Annotated in this window: 16 protein-coding genes; 5 read left to right on the top strand and 11 right to left on the bottom strand. The window is 39.6% G+C overall.

From position 1 onward, the window contains the following. Positions 1–85: 85 nt before the first annotated feature. Positions 86–478 carry a helix-turn-helix domain-containing protein gene (locus Q0192_RS13565; RefSeq protein ID WP_299290031.1) on the bottom strand — a complete coding sequence of 131 codons (393 nt, stop codon included), beginning with the start codon at positions 476–478 and terminating at the stop codon, positions 86–88. Between the two features lie 115 nt (positions 479–593). Here Q0192_RS13565 and Q0192_RS13570 point away from each other — a divergent pair, with 115 nt between their 5' ends. Then, positions 594–1,472 carry an SDR family oxidoreductase gene (locus tag Q0192_RS13570; protein WP_299290032.1) on the top strand — a complete coding sequence of 293 codons (879 nt, stop codon included), beginning with the start codon at positions 594–596 and terminating at the stop codon, positions 1,470–1,472. A gap of 384 nt (positions 1,473–1,856) precedes the next feature. Here the strand turns inward: Q0192_RS13570 and Q0192_RS13575 are convergent, their stop codons facing one another. The 10 genes from Q0192_RS13575 to Q0192_RS13620 all read right to left on the bottom strand — a co-directional run bounded on the left by Q0192_RS13575 (position 1,857) and on the right by Q0192_RS13620 (position 12,863). Continuing rightward, a complete protein-coding gene (locus Q0192_RS13575; protein ID WP_299290033.1) occupies positions 1,857–2,165 on the bottom strand; it encodes a helix-turn-helix transcriptional regulator in 309 nt (102 codons plus the stop codon). After that, a complete protein-coding gene (locus tag Q0192_RS13580) occupies positions 2,146–2,259 on the bottom strand; it encodes a type II toxin-antitoxin system RelE/ParE family toxin (protein WP_299290034.1) in 114 nt (37 codons plus the stop codon). Before Q0192_RS13580 ends, Q0192_RS13575 begins: the two co-directional genes overlap by 20 nt. A 30-nt stretch (positions 2,260–2,289) precedes the next feature. Continuing rightward, on the bottom strand, positions 2,290–2,862 hold the full coding sequence (locus tag Q0192_RS13585; RefSeq protein ID WP_299290035.1) for a recombinase family protein: 573 nt from the start codon (positions 2,860–2,862) through the stop codon (positions 2,290–2,292). Positions 2,863–3,039: 177 nt separating this feature from the next. Further along, complete coding sequence (locus Q0192_RS13590; protein ID WP_299290036.1) at positions 3,040–4,512, bottom strand: reverse transcriptase domain-containing protein; 1,473 nt, start codon at positions 4,510–4,512, stop codon at positions 3,040–3,042. A 56-nt stretch (positions 4,513–4,568) separates the two neighbouring features. Then, the gene (locus Q0192_RS13595) at positions 4,569–4,760 is read right to left on the bottom strand and encodes a hypothetical protein (RefSeq protein WP_299290037.1); all 192 of its coding nucleotides are present in this window, start codon (positions 4,758–4,760) and stop codon (positions 4,569–4,571) included. Between the two features lie 583 nt (positions 4,761–5,343). After that, positions 5,344–6,420, bottom strand: a complete 1,077-nt coding sequence (locus Q0192_RS13600; protein ID WP_299290038.1) for a nucleotidyl transferase AbiEii/AbiGii toxin family protein — start codon at positions 6,418–6,420, stop codon at positions 5,344–5,346. 13 nt (positions 6,421–6,433) lie between these two features. Further along, positions 6,434–7,213, bottom strand: coding sequence for a DUF6577 family protein (locus tag Q0192_RS13605; protein WP_299290039.1), 780 nt, complete (start codon positions 7,211–7,213; stop codon positions 6,434–6,436). 197 nt (positions 7,214–7,410) lie between these two features. Further along, complete coding sequence (locus tag Q0192_RS13610) at positions 7,411–9,852, bottom strand: outer membrane beta-barrel family protein (protein WP_299290040.1); 2,442 nt, start codon at positions 9,850–9,852, stop codon at positions 7,411–7,413. Between the two features lie 318 nt (positions 9,853–10,170). Further along, positions 10,171–12,504, bottom strand: a complete 2,334-nt coding sequence (locus Q0192_RS13615) for a M56 family metallopeptidase (protein ID WP_299290041.1) — start codon at positions 12,502–12,504, stop codon at positions 10,171–10,173. Next, complete coding sequence (locus tag Q0192_RS13620) at positions 12,501–12,863, bottom strand: BlaI/MecI/CopY family transcriptional regulator (RefSeq protein ID WP_299290042.1); 363 nt, start codon at positions 12,861–12,863, stop codon at positions 12,501–12,503. The genes Q0192_RS13615 and Q0192_RS13620 overlap by 4 nt, the downstream gene beginning before the upstream one ends. A gap of 232 nt (positions 12,864–13,095) precedes the next feature. Between Q0192_RS13620 and Q0192_RS13625 the strand changes: the two genes are divergently transcribed. From Q0192_RS13625 to Q0192_RS13640, 4 genes are all read left to right on the top strand, one after another. Then, a complete protein-coding gene (locus Q0192_RS13625; RefSeq protein WP_299290043.1) occupies positions 13,096–13,665 on the top strand; it encodes an RNA polymerase sigma factor in 570 nt (189 codons plus the stop codon). After that, complete coding sequence (locus Q0192_RS13630; protein ID WP_299290044.1) at positions 13,631–14,452, top strand: HEAT repeat domain-containing protein; 822 nt, start codon at positions 13,631–13,633, stop codon at positions 14,450–14,452. The genes Q0192_RS13625 and Q0192_RS13630 overlap by 35 nt, the downstream gene beginning before the upstream one ends. Before the next feature lie 88 nt (positions 14,453–14,540). Beyond that, on the top strand, positions 14,541–15,308 hold the full coding sequence (locus tag Q0192_RS13635) for a hypothetical protein (RefSeq protein ID WP_299290045.1): 768 nt from the start codon (positions 14,541–14,543) through the stop codon (positions 15,306–15,308). A 47-nt stretch (positions 15,309–15,355) separates the two neighbouring features. Next, complete coding sequence (locus Q0192_RS13640; RefSeq protein ID WP_299290047.1) at positions 15,356–16,072, top strand: hypothetical protein; 717 nt, start codon at positions 15,356–15,358, stop codon at positions 16,070–16,072. Positions 16,073–16,281: the final 209 nt, after the last annotated feature.

A 16,281-nucleotide genomic window follows, 5' to 3' on the forward strand; every position in this document is an offset into this window, starting at 1 on the left:
CATTTCTATTGATTGGCAAACTTTTATCAATATTTATTAATCGAACTCAGGTTATAAAGTTTAGCTCATACCTGGTTTGTAGATGTTACATCATTGGAATTTCCTGTTGTTTACCTGTAATGGTTTCTGTTCGATGCTGCATTCCCCAGTCAATCATGGAATCAATAACACCAGTAATGTTTTTACCAGATGCTGTTAACCGGTATTCTATTAGAACTGGAACCCTGTTATATACCTGGCGTTCTACGATACCGTTGATCTCCAGTTCTTTTAGTTCTTTTGACAGCATTCTGGGTGTGATCTTTTCTATGTTTTCCAACAAATCTTTGAACCGGTTTTGCCCGCGCAGAAGTGCCGCGATTATAGGCAGTTTCCATTTGCCGTGCACAACATTCAGCGTATCCGTTAAGGCCAGGACATAACGCCTCGGGCACTGCTGTATTTTCTCGCTTTCCATCAACTCTTTAAAACCACTCATATTCGATTTTCCTTATTTGGTATACAAAAGTATAGTACTATTTCTTAATAACCAAGTATACTTAGTATATCTTTATCTGTAATTTTGAATCATCATAAAAAATAAAACTGTTAAGATGATTTTAGTTACAGGAGCAACTGGTCAGTTTGGTACTAACGCCATTGATCATTTATTAAAAAAAGGAGTTAACCCAGCCGAGATTTCTGCCTTGGTCAGAGATGCAGCGAAAGCACAACCTCTTAGAGAAAAAGGAATCGAAATAAGAGTTGGCGATTATACAGATCACGATTCACTGGTAAAAGCTTTCCGGAGTGTAGATAAGCTGTTGTTAGTTTCCAGCAATGACCGGCAGGCTGTCGAGAACAGAACCGCCCAGCATATAGCTGTGATTAAGGCTGCAAAAGAAGCCGGAGTCAAACATATTTTATATACTTCTTTTGTTAGAAAACCGGGATATGAAGATTCTGCCATAGCTGCTTTTCAGAACTCGCATGTACAATCAGAACTCTTTCTCAAAGGCAGCGGTATTACTTATACCATTCTTCAAAACGGTATTTACCTGGAAATGATCCCGATTTTTGCTGGCCAAAAAGTAGCCGAAACAGGTGTTATCTTGTTTCCTGCAGCAGAAGGTAAGGCCAGCTACGTCCTTCGGGAAGAACTGGCAGAAGCTGCAGCCCATGTATTAACGACGGAAGGCCATGAAAACAAGACCTATCCATTGACTAATACCGAATCAGTTTCTTTTACTGAGGTAGCACAAACACTTTCTACTACTTTAGGAAAAACGGTATACTATCAGTCTCCTTCAATCACAGAATTTGAGACTACGATGAAGCAGTTTGGTGTGCCTGATTTATACATAAGCATGTTCATTATGTGGGCTGAAGCTATCAGGCAAGGTACAGTGGATTTGCAGGATAACACCTTGCAGGATTTCCTGGGAAGAAAACCAACTACCTTAAATCAGTTTATTAGTCATGTTTACGGGTAAGACCAATCTACGGATATTCCTTCAAGCAAAAAGGAATATCCACCTTGGAAACGCTTTATACATAACAGACAGCCTGAGAAAAGATCACACATCAGAACCGTAGTTTTTTCTGCTTTATTTTATCAAAGTAAATAGAGTCAATGTCCTGCCATAATTATTCCTCCTCCGTAAAACGACGGAAATCTGATTTAAAACTTAAACTCTAAATCAGCAAAAAGAAAAATATTGAATATCGTTTTCTTTTCTCTGTGAACCCTGATTTAGTGCTGTTCTTATAAACTCATTTCATTAATTAACCTGTGGTTTATGTTTTTGATGATGGCTTTTTAAGAAGAAACCAAAGGCATTACAAAACCATTGAAAATAAAAACATAGTGCTTGTTATTATACTTCTAAAGTTAGTTTCAGATGGCCACCTAAACCTTGCTGAATAATTTTCATAAGGGTAGATAAGCGGATATCAGAGGAGTTATTTTCAATTCGCGAAATATAAGATTTATTGGTACCGCACTTCTGGGCCAGTTCCTCCTGGGTCATCCCTAACTTTAACCTGGCCTGTTCTAAAAGAACGCCCAAATGGAAAGCTTCAAATTCCTGCTCCCAATGCTCCCTTTTGGTAGCTCCTCTTTGACCGTATTTCTGATCCAGAATTTCGTCTAATGTGGTGATATCCTTATTTTGCTTTATTTCCATCTGTATATTCCTCCATTATTTTAAGTGCTTTTTCTATTTCCTGCTTTGGTGTTTTTTGTGTTTTCTTTTGAAAAGCATTACCCAATACAATCATGAAAGCAAAGGTTTAACTAATCGTTGTTCACTACCCGGCAGTTTTAGCCTGTAATTGTTTCCGGTAGCGTTTTACGCTGGAAATGCTAATGCCCGTTAGATGAACGGTTTCGTTTACGGACAAACCGCTTTCCATAGCCTTTTTCACTTTGGAAAAAGCTTCCTCGTTGATACCTTTCGGCCTTCCGATGTGCTTGCCTTTTGATGCAGCCAGGATTTGCCCAGCCCGTGTTTTTTCCAAAATGTTTTCCCTGTCGTATTCTGCTAAAGCTGAAAAGATTCCCAAAACCATTCTTCCGGCCGGTGTTGTGCTATCAACGCCCAAGTCCAGTGCTTTGAAGTGAATTCCCTGGCGGTTAAATTCACTAATCAGTGAGATCAAATGATCCCTGCTTCTGCCCAAGCGGAAAAACCTGGCCACCACAACCGTGTCCCCTTTTCTAAGTCCGGCCTGCATTTCGTCCAGTGCCGGCCGGCTCGTACTGATGCCCGTAATTTTATCCTGAAAAATACGATCACAACCTGCCTTTTCCAGCAGGTCAAGCTGGGTGTCCAGATTCTGGTCGGTAGTCGATACCCTGGCGTAACCAAACACTTTATTCATAATGGCTCATTAAGTTGGTGTCATAAAGATAATGCTTTATTTCTTTTTAGACCTACTTTTTGAGCTACGTTTTAGAATACTTTTTGAGAAGTTGATTGAAATTGGGAAGGGTTCAGGAAGTTATGACTTTCTGGGCCTTTTTATATTCCACAACGTTCTTCATTTGTGGTCATCCCTTCAAAAACTATTATCCAGGTCTGATTTAGTCGACGCATGGGGCCGGATTATTTTTCTTTTTTTAGGCTTAGCCAAACCATTAGTTACTGCGGAAACTCTCTCGGCAAAGGACATCATTTCTAAAGTTGATTTTTTGTAGGTGTTCAAGCAAAGCGGAATACCAGCATTTTTTCGTTGTAAAGGCTTTAATCCACTTTTCTCGTTGCTAGTACGCTTTAAAATTGGTTTTCCATCCTTATTAAACTGTAAAGTATGTTTTGGAGCAATTTTAACTAGCTCCTTTGTTTTTAAGATAAATCCAAACTCTTTAAAAATTTGGTATAGAACGATATCTACATGTTTATCAATTTCCTTGAGTTCGTTTTCTATTTCCAGAAAACTATAGGCGGCAATCCAACCGTCAAGGGAATTTTTAATTTTAGTTAATACTTGTAATAAGCTGAATTCCAGATCTGGAAAATTGGTTCTAAAAGCTGTGGGAGATGCGAGATCATACAGCTTTGAAAGTAGATTGGCCATTTTACTTTCCGGAATAAAACAACGATGACCATCGAACCTTACGGAAAGAAAAGTGAAAATGTTTTCTTTAGGATTCAAGACCCTACTGATCTTTTCACCCTCGGCAGCAGTTTCTTTTAGTGGATATAAAATAAGTTTTCTTTTTGTCGTCAATTCTTCATAAGCAATTTCGTAGGCCGCTTTCGCCTCATCTTTGGTTTTACACATGATGATAAAATCATCTGCGTAACGAATCATTTTTATCTTTTCTTTGATCATCCGCTGATCAAAGTCTGCCAGAAAAACATTTGCAAAAAGAGGTGAAAGGGCATTTCCCGTTGGTATTCCATTTTCTTCACTTGAAAATATGTCTTCATAAACCTTAAAATTTTTCTGTTTCAGTTCTTCTCTATTGCCCAGCTCCTGATTTAATGCTTCGTTCAAAAGAACGTTTATCGAATTATCAGGAAGTTTCTGGTAAATGCTTTCCAAGAGCATCTTATTATCGACAGTTGGAAAGAAGCTTTGAATGTCTGCCTCCAATATGAATTTGTATCCGTCGTTATAGTAGCTGGCCATTTGAACGATGGCATCCTGAATACTTAGATTTTTTTGATAGGCAAAACTGCAAACGTTTCTTAGCTTAAATGCTTTAGTAAGAGTTTTTTCCAGTTTAAGTGCTAAAGCTTTGTGAACCACCCGATCCTGTATTTCAGAGATCATTAGCGACCTATGCCCTTTATTCTTCTTTTTAATTGCAACACCTTTTACCGGAGAAAATTTAAACGAACCGGAAGCTAATGCTTTCGATATAGATTTTAGGTTACTTAGACGATTATCATCAAACTCCTGAACCGTTGAGCGCGAAAGCCCACTGGACTTTTTATTTGAAGTATTGAGTAATTTCCAGGCTTCCTTGAGAAAAGGTAGTTGGGAGATTTGCTTTAGTAAAGTAGGTTTAGGTGCGGTAGGCATAATGTATGATATGTGGGTCCAAACTGAGAATCAGTCCTTGCAGGTTCCAATCATGATCACAGGAGAGAGGTTATCAAACACAATAAGCGGATATAATTCCACCCGTTACGTTTAACTTTCTCAATTGCTTTAGCCATCGCCAGGCGTTGTCCACCATCGGCTGTCTTTTGCGTTAATCCAAGGGTTAAATACAATAATGGAAGATAATCCCATCCATCATGCTCAGCTTTCTCAATTGCTTTAGCCATCGTCCGGCGATTGCTGCTGTCAACTGTCTTTAACTTCAATTCAGAGTTTAAGCCCTGGCTCCGTTTGTTTGTTTTTTACCTTTCATGCTATTTTTTTAAAAACGTTGGATGTACCTATGCTACGTAAATTTAACGTTTTTTACGACATATGCAAGTTTTTTGAAAATAGTTGAGGGTCGCTGCTCCCCGCCCTTTAAAAGCCCCAATTCCACCGATATGGTTACCCTGAACCTGCAAGTTACAGTGTAATTGGGAGTGCCCAGGAGAGAGGTTATCAAACACAATAAGCGGATATAATTCCACCCGTTACGTTTAACTTTCTCAATTGCTTTAGCCATCGTCAGGCGTTGTCCACCATCGATGCCACTTAACAAATATAGGGTATTAAATCTAATTTTATTAGTATATCTAAAAGTTAGATATAATTAATAAGAGATCAGAAAAATCAGCAAAAGAAACGTGATTACATAGAGTTAACTATCAAACAATAGCTGTTCCAGCTAAAATTATTAAAGAACACGCAAAATTAACGTCTTCAAATTATTGGCATTATATTTATATAATTGCCAATAACTTGATTCTTTTAAATAGACTTGTCGTTTTTGCCAATTATAAATACTTGGTACCAGTAAAAGAATGCTTCAGGATTTGACTTTTTTAACTTATTCAGCTTGGTATTCAAAGGCAGCTCAATAGTCCATTGAGCAATTTGAGAGGAATTCTCAAATTTTACGAACTCAGATATTCCGTATTCAATAACTTTTGAAATATATGCAGCTTTCGAAGCATCAGTAATTGCTCTGTCGATATGGTAGCTCTCAGAAAATATATAGTTTTTCACTTTGTTGGCTCCACTAATTAATTGATCAATTTTTCCGTGACCATCCTTTCCATTGGTACTAACATGTAAAGCGGTATTATAAATGTCATTTAGAACTAGGGCTACATCAGGCTCAAGATTCCGATAATTCAATTCCGTTTTAGCAAAGATATTAAACGTCCTAGCTACAGTTTCTGCATCTTCCACATAAGTTAACAGACCTCCGATATCATATAACTGTTTCATGATTTCCATGGCCCTGCTAATACCGTTTTTTTCATATGGGATGCCTGTAGTTTCCGGTGCAAAAGCAGTTAGCTTATCGCCAAGAATATCCTCAAAACTGGGAACCTTCACCATAAGTGGTTCTCCGTCCTGAATTAGAAAACTTGAATTGATAGCCTGGTCAACAATATTAGAATAGTGTGGTTCCTCAAAAAGAATATCTAGTAATACATAATCTTCAGCAATGTTAGTTTGATGTACGGGGGTATAGTAAAACTTATAATGAGCTTTTTCAATATTTGAATTGGTATTCCTTTCCTGTAGTTTATACCAGTTAAAACTACATTCAGGAACTAGCTGGTCAAATATTGCTTCTAAATCCTGTGTTTGATTGCTTATAATAACATCGATATCTATCGATAATCTCTTCGTACTATTATTAAGCAGCATAAGTGCAGTGCCGCCTTTAAAGACAAATTCAAGTTCTCCCTTTACTAGTCCTTCCAACAATAAAAGCGCTCGGATAACTTTTTCTATCAGAATCTTATCAGCTTTCCTATTCTCGGAAGATACCTGATTCAACCAATCAATAGTAAGACTGTTATGTGAAATCATAAGGAAAATAGAGTCAGGGTTTAAGTATGTTATCTATATACTCCATCAAATCATGCTTCTTGCCTTTTCGTGCAGCATACCTGTAGAGCTTTGTTCTGTTTATAGTGTATTTTTCAAAAGCATTTAGAAATATTAGTCTCATCTCACTGCCTTCTAAATACAAAAATTCAGGATCAGAGAAAACGTCAACAAGGATCTTTTCTAAAGTAGGGGTTTTGATACTTCCTTGGGAAACAGGACTCTCAGAAACCATATTACGGATTAGTAGAGGCTTATTATCATCATCCGCGAAATCAAAAACTAAATTCACGTTAACCCGGAAGAAAGCAGGTTTAAACCGTTCCTTCAACTGGAAATAAACAGATTGAGCAGTATCTTTTTCCACATCCACAATAATAAAGGAATGCCGTTGTAAATGATGAGCGAATTCATTTAAAATCCCCGTATCCCATAAGCAGTAATCGGCAAAAGGGAATTGATCTTGAATATATGATCCTATTTCATTTAACTGCTCTGTGTACTGCTGGGAAAATGAAACCTCTTGCCCGATCATAAGTTGCCCACGGCCGATTCTTTTAAGCTCGAATTGCTTAACTAACTCAAAAACACGCCAGTTAAAAGTGGATTTCAATAAGTCCGGTTCGCTTTCCTTAAAGAACCGATACAGTTCGTCTAATCCAATAGGTTTAAACCGTCCAAACCGCTCTTTAATTGATGATATGTTGACTTTCTTTTTAATAGGTGTAGAGATATATTTATCAAATTTACGGCAATTTAAATTAAATATTGCCAAAAATTTGAATCATTGGTATTATTATAAAAGGCTTTAGAAACCGCAAGCAATTTCATTGACACGAGATTTAAAGTATTTCGTTATACTTAATTTGTCTTATAATAATGATTATGATAACTGCCGTAAATGCAATTTAGATTGAACTAACTTCTATCGTCAAGTCTGTAATAATAAATAAAAGAACTTTCACCAATTACTCAGTTATTGCTGCCCGTCTTGTCATCATTGTTTATGTTGCGCTTGTTCTTTTTAATATCGCTGTTCAGTCCGCCGAATTTGTAGTTTACACTAAGGTTAAAGGCACGGTAATAGTCGTTGCTGGTATTGGACTGGTAAAACTGATCAGTCTTACTATACTGGGTGAAAGCATAACGGCTTTGATAAGGGTTTCTGAGTGTTGCTGTAATGGTGAACTTTTTATTCAGTAAACTTTTCGCGGCACTGAAGGCAGAATAAGCGTAGTCTTTGGAACTTCCTTGCAGGGTAATATACCTGCGGTTATACCCTCCATTCAGTCCCAGTTGCCAAGTATCGGAGGGCTTATAGCTCAAACTACTGAAAGTATTGGTACGCGGGCCGCTATTGTGATAAAACACGCCACCGTCATAGCCACTGATCCAAACATAAAACACTCCGGTATTTAAGGTAAAGTTTACTTTTTTGCCAATAGGAAAGTTATCGTTAAAATCAATTCTTGCGATCCGGTTTGCCCCTACGTTGGCATAAGTATTTACGCTCAATGTGTCGGACAGTAGCCGCGTGACATATTGAATCGCGTTACCGGTATAAAAGTAACTGGTCTTGATGCTAAATGTGTTGTTGCCTGATCGTGCATAAGTAAGCTCCAGCAAATAGCTGACTACTGGCTGAAGGCCAGGGTTCCCAGTGCTAATAATCTGCGGGTTTGACTTATCAACGAAGGGGTTTAACTGGTAAATGCCTGGCCGTTCCAAGCGGTTGGTATAGCCGAAGGTTAAACTCTGGTTGTTTTTAAACCGGCGCTGTAGGGATAGGGAAGGCACTACATTGGTGTAATTCATGTCGAGCGAAGTTCCGTTGGTCACAAAGTTGGCGTCCACATGCGTACGCTCCAAACGTGCCCCGGCTTTTATGGTCCAGTCGGTTAACTGATAAGTGTAGGAGTTGTACAGGCTGTAAACGTTTTGATGGTAGGTAAAATCATTCGTACGGGTAGGGTCGTCTACATAACTGCTTTCTCCATTTGATATTACCGGATTTTGTGCTGTTGAATTACTGAAATTGTTCCTGAAAATACCTTTGGCACCGGCCTCAATAGTCAGTTTTTTAAGTGGATGTACATAGTCGAGTTGCAGTGTATGCTCTTTGGCGCCAGCATCGTTCTGCTGGTTGTAGTCGGGATTGTTGTAATTGATCCGGTTTATTATGGTGATGTTGCTTGGCTGGCTGTTCTGATAGCCGGAGTAACGGTAGGAAGCGGTCAGCAACTGATTTTTGTTCTGCTTAAAACCCAGTTGGTAGTTTAGGCTCAGGTCCGTTCCTTTATAACCGTTGGCGCCCGTATTTAATAAGTCATATGATTGCGGTAAAATCGATGCTGACCCACTACTGAACTGGGTAAAATAATCGGAACTGGAATGATATTGACCATTATTATAGTTTAGGGAAGCTGTCAGCAGGTTTAACGTGTCGAGTTCATAGCTTAGCTCCGCGTTGCCATAAAAATAGTTTCCGTTGTTGCTCCTGTCGCCTGCTTGGCTGAAAGTGGAAACGGCCGGTGCAAAAGTTTCGCGGTAATTAGCGTTATTGGTGGTAGTATGTATTTGCCTACTGTCACCAAGGTAACCTGACAGGCCAAACTTCCCTTTTTTATACGTCCCGGTCAAGTTCAGGCCTGGCCCCCAAGGAAGGTTGTACCGTGCGTTGATGTTACCATTGTAGCCATCAGCGATTTTCTTAATCGTGATGATATTGATGATCCCCGCCAGGCCCTCACTATCATACTTTGCGGGCGGTGTTGTAATAATCTCAATTTTTTGGATCGTATTAGCAGGCATCGAGCGCAGCACATCTTTCGGGTTATTGGTCATCAGGGCTGAAGGCTTGCCATTGATAAATATCCGGTAACTGCCACTGCCTTGCAATTGGATATTGTCATCCCCGTCAACCGTGACCAGCGGTACTTTGCGAAGCATATCTATTGCGGTTAAAGCTTTGCTTTCCGGATCGGCCTGCACATCGTAACTCAACCGGTCTATCTCCTGCTTGATAACTGGCCGGGCTGCTGTAATGGATACCCCTTTTAGCTCATTCGTGGTAGCTGATAATTCTATTGTTCCCAAATCTGCTGCCTGAACATGCTGCCAAGCCAAGGCTGGTATTGATATGCTTTTGCTTCTGTAACCAACGGAAGCAACCGATAGCTGGTAGGGTTTAAGGGTTAAGCCACTGAATTCAAAGCTTCCGTTATCTTTAGTCAGGCCACTTTTACTGGGCTGGTTTGTAATGGAATCCTTTAAAGTCAAGGTAACATATCCCAAAGATTTGTGCGTGGCAGAGTCGGTAACTATGCCTTTAATGCTGTTTTTATCACTTGTTTTTTGGGTAAAAGCAGTGGCTGCCATGCAGCATCCTACTGCTGATAGTAATAATCTTTTCATGTCGGGTAAGGAGGTTTGGGTAGAGCGGGTTAGGCCTTGGAGATGTACATTTTCATAGTGTTGGTTTTTGCTAAATGAATTCGGGATTTACCAGCAAGACGCATAAATATGTTAAACGTTACAAACTGCGTTGCTTAAATTACTGATCCAATCAAAGCATTCCCATTATAGCTGATGGAAATTTCCTGATATAAAAAGAAGTTGAAAGGCAGTAGAATTTATGCCCACGATTTATAAAGCATTTTCAATGAGAAAAGACCTACAGCCGCAGATGTAAATAAAAGGCTGCTAAAAGAAGCAGCCTTTAAAGAAAAGCGTTTAATTAAACGAGTTTTTAAGCGTGGCGTACTTACGCAGGTCTTTGGAATTCAGGCCTTTTTGCTTCATCGAAGCAACATGTTCCGGCGTAACACCGGCTATTTTCATGTAGGTAATATCGCTTAGCGGCACATCGGTATAACCCAGGTCGCGGAAGCCTTTAACAAAGGCAGGTGTAACACCTTGTATTTTTAGGCTGATGACCTTGGAAGGCTCCAGGTTTTTGTAACCGATGTCTTCGAAGCCCTTAATAAACTCAGGCGTAACCCCCTGGATTTTAAAAGAGGTTAATGAGTTTAGTGGAATATCTTTGTACCCAATATCATTGAACCCTTTGATGTATTCACGTGTAACCCGCATAGTTTTAAGGGAAACAATGGAATGGACAGGTAAATTACCGTAACCTACATCCTGTAAAGATTTTATATAATCTGCAGTAACGCCCATTACTTTAAAGCTTGTAAGCTCTCGAAACTGTAGATTATTGTAGCCAACCTTTGCAAAGCCTTTTATAAAAGCGCTATCTATTTGTAGTGCTTTGGCAGAAAATACTTCATTTACAGATATTTCCATTGGTATCGCCGTTGGTGTAGATGCTGAAGACTCTGAGTGGCTTTGTGCGTTTGCACCTGGCTTCCCTGATTGCCCTGCTTTACGAAACCCACTAACGAAACTACTGGTAACGCCTTGTGCTTTAAAGCTTACAAGCTGCTGAAAAGTGATGTTAGGGTAACCAGCCTTTTGTATTTCGTGTACATAAGCACTATCGATGTGCATGGCTTTCGCCGTTACCAGTTGCTGTGGTGTAATGTCTTTAAACCCGGCTTGTTTCCATCCTTTAATAAATGCAGCATCTACTTTAAGTGCTGCCATAGAAATGAGCTGGCCTTTTTTTAAACTGGTAAAGCCATTTTCATGTAGAGATTTCAAGTAGCTTTTGCTGATGTTTAGCATTAAAAAGGTCAGCAGGTCCCGGTCTTCTGTGTTTTCGACGCCCGCGTTTTTCAGGTAGGTAAGATATTCATGGTTCCCTTGAAACTTGTAATGGCCATATCCCTGGTCGCCATCAAACTTCCCGTTAAAAGTAATCGTTCCAGCATCGCGGGTCAGCGTGAAATCTGCTTTCTGCTCTTTAGGCAAGGTGGAAAAGTCACTGAGCGGGAAAGAGGAACTGCTTGACCAATTATGGTCGTCATCTGTATTTTTAAAATCGATGTACAGCTTGTCATGCTTGACTGTGGCAAACCAACTGCCTTCCGTTTCATCGGGAAAATTATTCTTTCCGGGCATTGCTTCTTTTACACCTGTATTTTTTGTTGGCAATAAGTTCGCCTTGTTTTTTATCATTAAGTTTTTGCTTGTGGCAGGTCCATTAAGTGCGCAGGCCAGGAAGCCAAACAAAGGCAGCAGCATAAAATATTTCCACAAGGTGTGGACGTTCGATTTTTTAGCGTTCATCATGATAATTCGTTTTTTAAGAAGTGATTGGTTATAGTTGGTTGCGATCCGGAGAGAAAAGTGAGAGGTAGATACTTTAAGCAAGCTAACCTGGTACGATTCCTTGTCGGTAGTTTCATTAATTAGAACATTTTCGTCAGTCAAATACTCCAGGTTATTTTCTATTTCCTTGCGGTACAGCCAGGCAAAAGGGTTAAACCATTGGAAAATAATAGCCAGTTCGGCAAGCATTATGTCCAGGCTGTGCAACTGTCTCACATGCACTTTCTCGTGGGACAAAATCTGGTTATAAGTTTCCCAATCGTACTTTTCAGGATTGATAAAAATGTTATTTAGGAAGGAACAAGGCACTTTATCACCGTTTAATTCAATAATGCGGTAAGGGCCGTCCTTAATAGCAGGTTTAGTATAAGCCTGATAAAAGGTAATGCAAAGTTGTATCAAGAGGTTGAGTCCGAATACTGCTACACCTGCCCAGTACAAAACAAACATCCAGTGGATTAATTGCTCTTTTGTTAGACGTACCATAGATTCAGCTATGGAAGGGTTCACAGGTGAAGTTTTAGTAAGCAAAGGCCTGTGTACCACAGCGGAAATAGGCTTTGTCGCAATCGGAGTGGCTTTCGTTGGTACATCCTGGGCTACTGTTTGAGGTAAGATCACCTGTGCATGTGTTTCCGTGACTTGCTGCTTACGCGCTTCCCTAATAGACCATTGTCCCGGAACAGGGATCAGTGGCAGCAAAAAAGAGAACGCCAAACAGCCCATTAGTATCCACCGGTTTAAGCGATAAAACGTTTCTGTTTGTAAAAGCAGCTTGTAAAACAGTAAACAGACTGCCAGTAGGAGCGATACATGCAACAGGTAAGGAATCATTTTTTATTGGATTTTATGATGTTTACAATTTCGGTCAGTTCGGTTTCCGATAGTTTTTGCTCTTTGGCGAAAAAAGCCAGCATACGGGAATAAGAGTTGTCGAAATACTGGCTCACGATATCCTTCATGGCGTGCCCCTGGTAATCTTCTTTTGAAATCGCTGGGCGGTACTGAAAAATATTGCCTACAACTTCGTGTGCCAGAAACCCTTTTTCTTCCAGTATTTTCAACATGGTTGCTACCGAGTTATAATGTGGCTTCGGATCGGGCAGTTCCTGGATGATATCTTTAATAAATGCCTTTTCCAAACCCCATACAGCCTGCATAATCTGCTCTTCACGTTTCGCTAACTTTTGCATATAATTTTATTATACGCAAACATAATCCTAATGAATTAGGAATGCAACTAATCCCATAGGATTTGTAAAAATAAATTTATTCTGTTGCTATGCAGTCTGTAAATACCGCCATGAAAAAACAAACCTTAGAGAAATAATTAAAAAGTTGAGGATTTCTTGTAACACTATCCATGTCTTTACGATTAGGTAATAAACGAAGCAATATTAACAAGGCCATTTTGGAATTCCGTAAATGATCAGTCAGGAAGAATTGGTAGCGATGTGCAGGCGTGGTGATCCCGCTGGCTATACGGGACTGTATAACCAACACGCTACAGCTGTATATAGTACAATACTGCGGCTGGTTGAACATACCGGGGAAGCGGAAGATATTTTGCAGGAGAGTTTTGTTGCCGCGTTTAAATCTATGGAAGGCTTCAAAAACACCGGTGGTTTTAGGGCTTGGGTAAAAAGGATTGCGATCAATAAGGCGGTAGATTTGATAAGGAAAAGAAAAATAAACTTTGTAGAACTTGAACCGGATTGGAGGTTAGAACCGGAAGAAGAACTGGTAGATGAGGGAGCGTTTGAATACACAATGGACGTCGTAACCGAAGCTATCGAATCATTACCTGATGCTTACAGGGCAGTTTTCAATTTGGCTGCCATTGAAAACCTACCGAATACAGAAATAGCCCGGATGCTTGGGTTAGAAAACAATACCGTTAGAACGAAGTATCACCGGGCGAGACATAAAATATTAATTTTCCTTAAAGAAAGAGGTCATCATGGAAAACGAACTGGAGAAATTTATACAAAATAACCGGGACAGGTTTGATCAAAAAGCACCTGATCCTATGGTATTAAACCGGATATTGGAAACGATGCACGATAAAGGAGCCAAGGAAGCGCGAGGGGTTGTGATCCCTTTTCGTGTACTGCGTTTGGCTGCTGCATGTTTAGTTTTGATTTCCTGTGGACTTGCGTTTTGGGCCATTCAAAAACAACCGAGTGTTAACACAAGTCTGGCGAAAAAGAGCGTAACCGAACAGCGAATAAAAACTATCGACGGTAATTCAGAAAAAACTCTGGATTCACCAGAATTGGTTAAAACTGAAATAGTAAAACGTAAGAGTGTTGATGCGGTAGATAAAGACATCGTCTTGCGTAAACAGATTTTATTAACTAAATGGAAAGCGCGAAGTTCAAATTCAAATAAGCTAATTGTATTTGCAGGATTAAACAATATGGATTCACCGGCCAGCCGAATCAATGCAGCGGCCAGTGCATTTAAACTTAAAAATACGGGCAATGACGTTGTAGATGCTTTAGTGGAAGCTTTGAACAATGATCCCAGCGCTAATGTCAGGCTGGCCGCACTCGATGGCCTTGCCCGGTTTTACCGGGAGGCTTACGTGCGAAAACAACTCATCACTTCTTTAAAAAAGCAACAAGACCCTGTTGTGCAGATCGCATTGATCGAGTTGCTAACCAGGATGAAGGAATCGGGTATCCTTTCAGAATTGGATAAATTAATTAACGACGATAATACCATGAAGGCTGTGAAAGACTGTGCTTACTCCAGTGTTTTTCGTCTGCGTACCTCTTAAAAAGCATTGACAAAACCGTTAGCACCTGGCATGCATGAAGGTAAGCGAACCGGACAAACATAATACCTCAACAACTAAAAAAAATCAAATGAAAAAGTATTTAATCATAACTTTAATAAGCCTCGGTGCGATAACAGGCACTAAAGCACAAGATTACAAAATCCGTAAAACCAGCGGCAAAATGATCCTTAACCTTCCTTCCGTAACGGTTGAAGGCTATAACGGTAACGAAATAATTTTCAGCTCCGAAAGGACACAAGAAGATGCTGATCCAAGGGCGAAAGGGTTACGGGAAATTAACGGCTCCGGTTACGTAGATAACACCGGACTTGGTATCAGTGTTGTTGAAAAAGGGGCAACATTGGAGGTTAATCCGGTCTCATCTCATTTGGCTATCAAAGTAATGGTACCAAAAGGGGTACTTTTATCTTATTCGTACCATAAAGTAATGAATTCGGGGAAAGCTATCTTTAAAAACCTGGAAAATGAAATTGAAACTTCTACAGATTATAATAAGATCGAGCTGGAAAACGTGACAGGCCCATTGAGTGTACGGGCTATCTATGGCTCAGTTGATGCTACTTTTAGTGCACCTATTAAAGGGCCGGTTTCGATCGTTTCGGTTTATTCTATTGTTGACGTCTCCATACCTCAGGACACTAAAATTAATGTTAAGCTTAACAGTTCACATGGATCGATCCTGGCCTCATCAGATCTCAAATTAGAGCTGGAAAAAAACACGGATTCGGATATGATCAGTTACGGCAATACGGTAAATGGTAAGCTTAACGGCGGTGGTACCGAATTTAAGCTTACCTCCGAGTACGGCAAAATCTATCTGCGTAAAGCCAAATAGCGCAACTCCCCCAAAAACTAAACATTCACTTATTTAAAATTTTTGATATGAGACTATTCTTCATATGCATTTGCTATGCCCTAACTATTGGTGCTTATGCACAAACAACGGTCAACAAATCTTACCTTGTGCAACCAGGCCAAAAGATAAATCTAAAATTTGATTACCCGATAGTAAAGGTCAGTACTTGGGAGAAAAATGAGGTAGCCGTTGCCGCTCATGTAAACATTAACGACCATGAAAACGACAGCTCGTTTGTAATAAAAGAAGAAATGGTAAACGGAGCAATGGTTATCAGTGATTATATCAAAGACTTTGACAAATTACCCCGCAGGTACACAATTGTGCGTAATGGGCAAAAGATTATTTTTAGATCAAAAGATGAGTACCAGCGTGTGGCAAAAAACAGCGGTGTAGAATACTCTACTGAGGGTTCGGATATAAATATTGTGGTTGAGATCAAAATTCCTGTGCAATCTTTCACGGATATCAAATCTGTTTATGGCATTGTCGAATTGGCCAATTTCCATGCACCTGTTACAATCGATGCAACTTATGGCGGGATTGATGCAACAATAAATTCAGCCCAGGTTGGTAAACTACAAGCTACAACCAGTTACGGGCATATTTATTCCAATCTGGAACTTAAACTCACTGATCATACGGAACGGGATTTTTTTAATTCCTTAACTGCCGAACCAGGAAAAGGCCCTGCATATTCCTTTACCTCAACCTATGGTAAAATTTATTTGCGTAAGCCATAGCAGAAATAGTCATTTACTGGATATTTTCTCATTTAAGAATATCAACGGACCGTTAATGCAAATAAAGTTGTACAAGGGTAACTTCATAAGTTTAAAATGGACTTGCAACAAAAAAGTGGACAAATGGTTAAGCTGCGGTAATTTGATTGTTTAATTGTTTTTCAAAGTTCTGCGGTGAGGTATATCCCAAGGCAGAATGTAACCTTTTA

The sequence above is a fragment of the uncultured Mucilaginibacter sp. genome (assembly GCF_937859865.1).
GTDB lineage: Bacteria > Bacteroidota > Bacteroidia > Sphingobacteriales > Sphingobacteriaceae > Mucilaginibacter_A.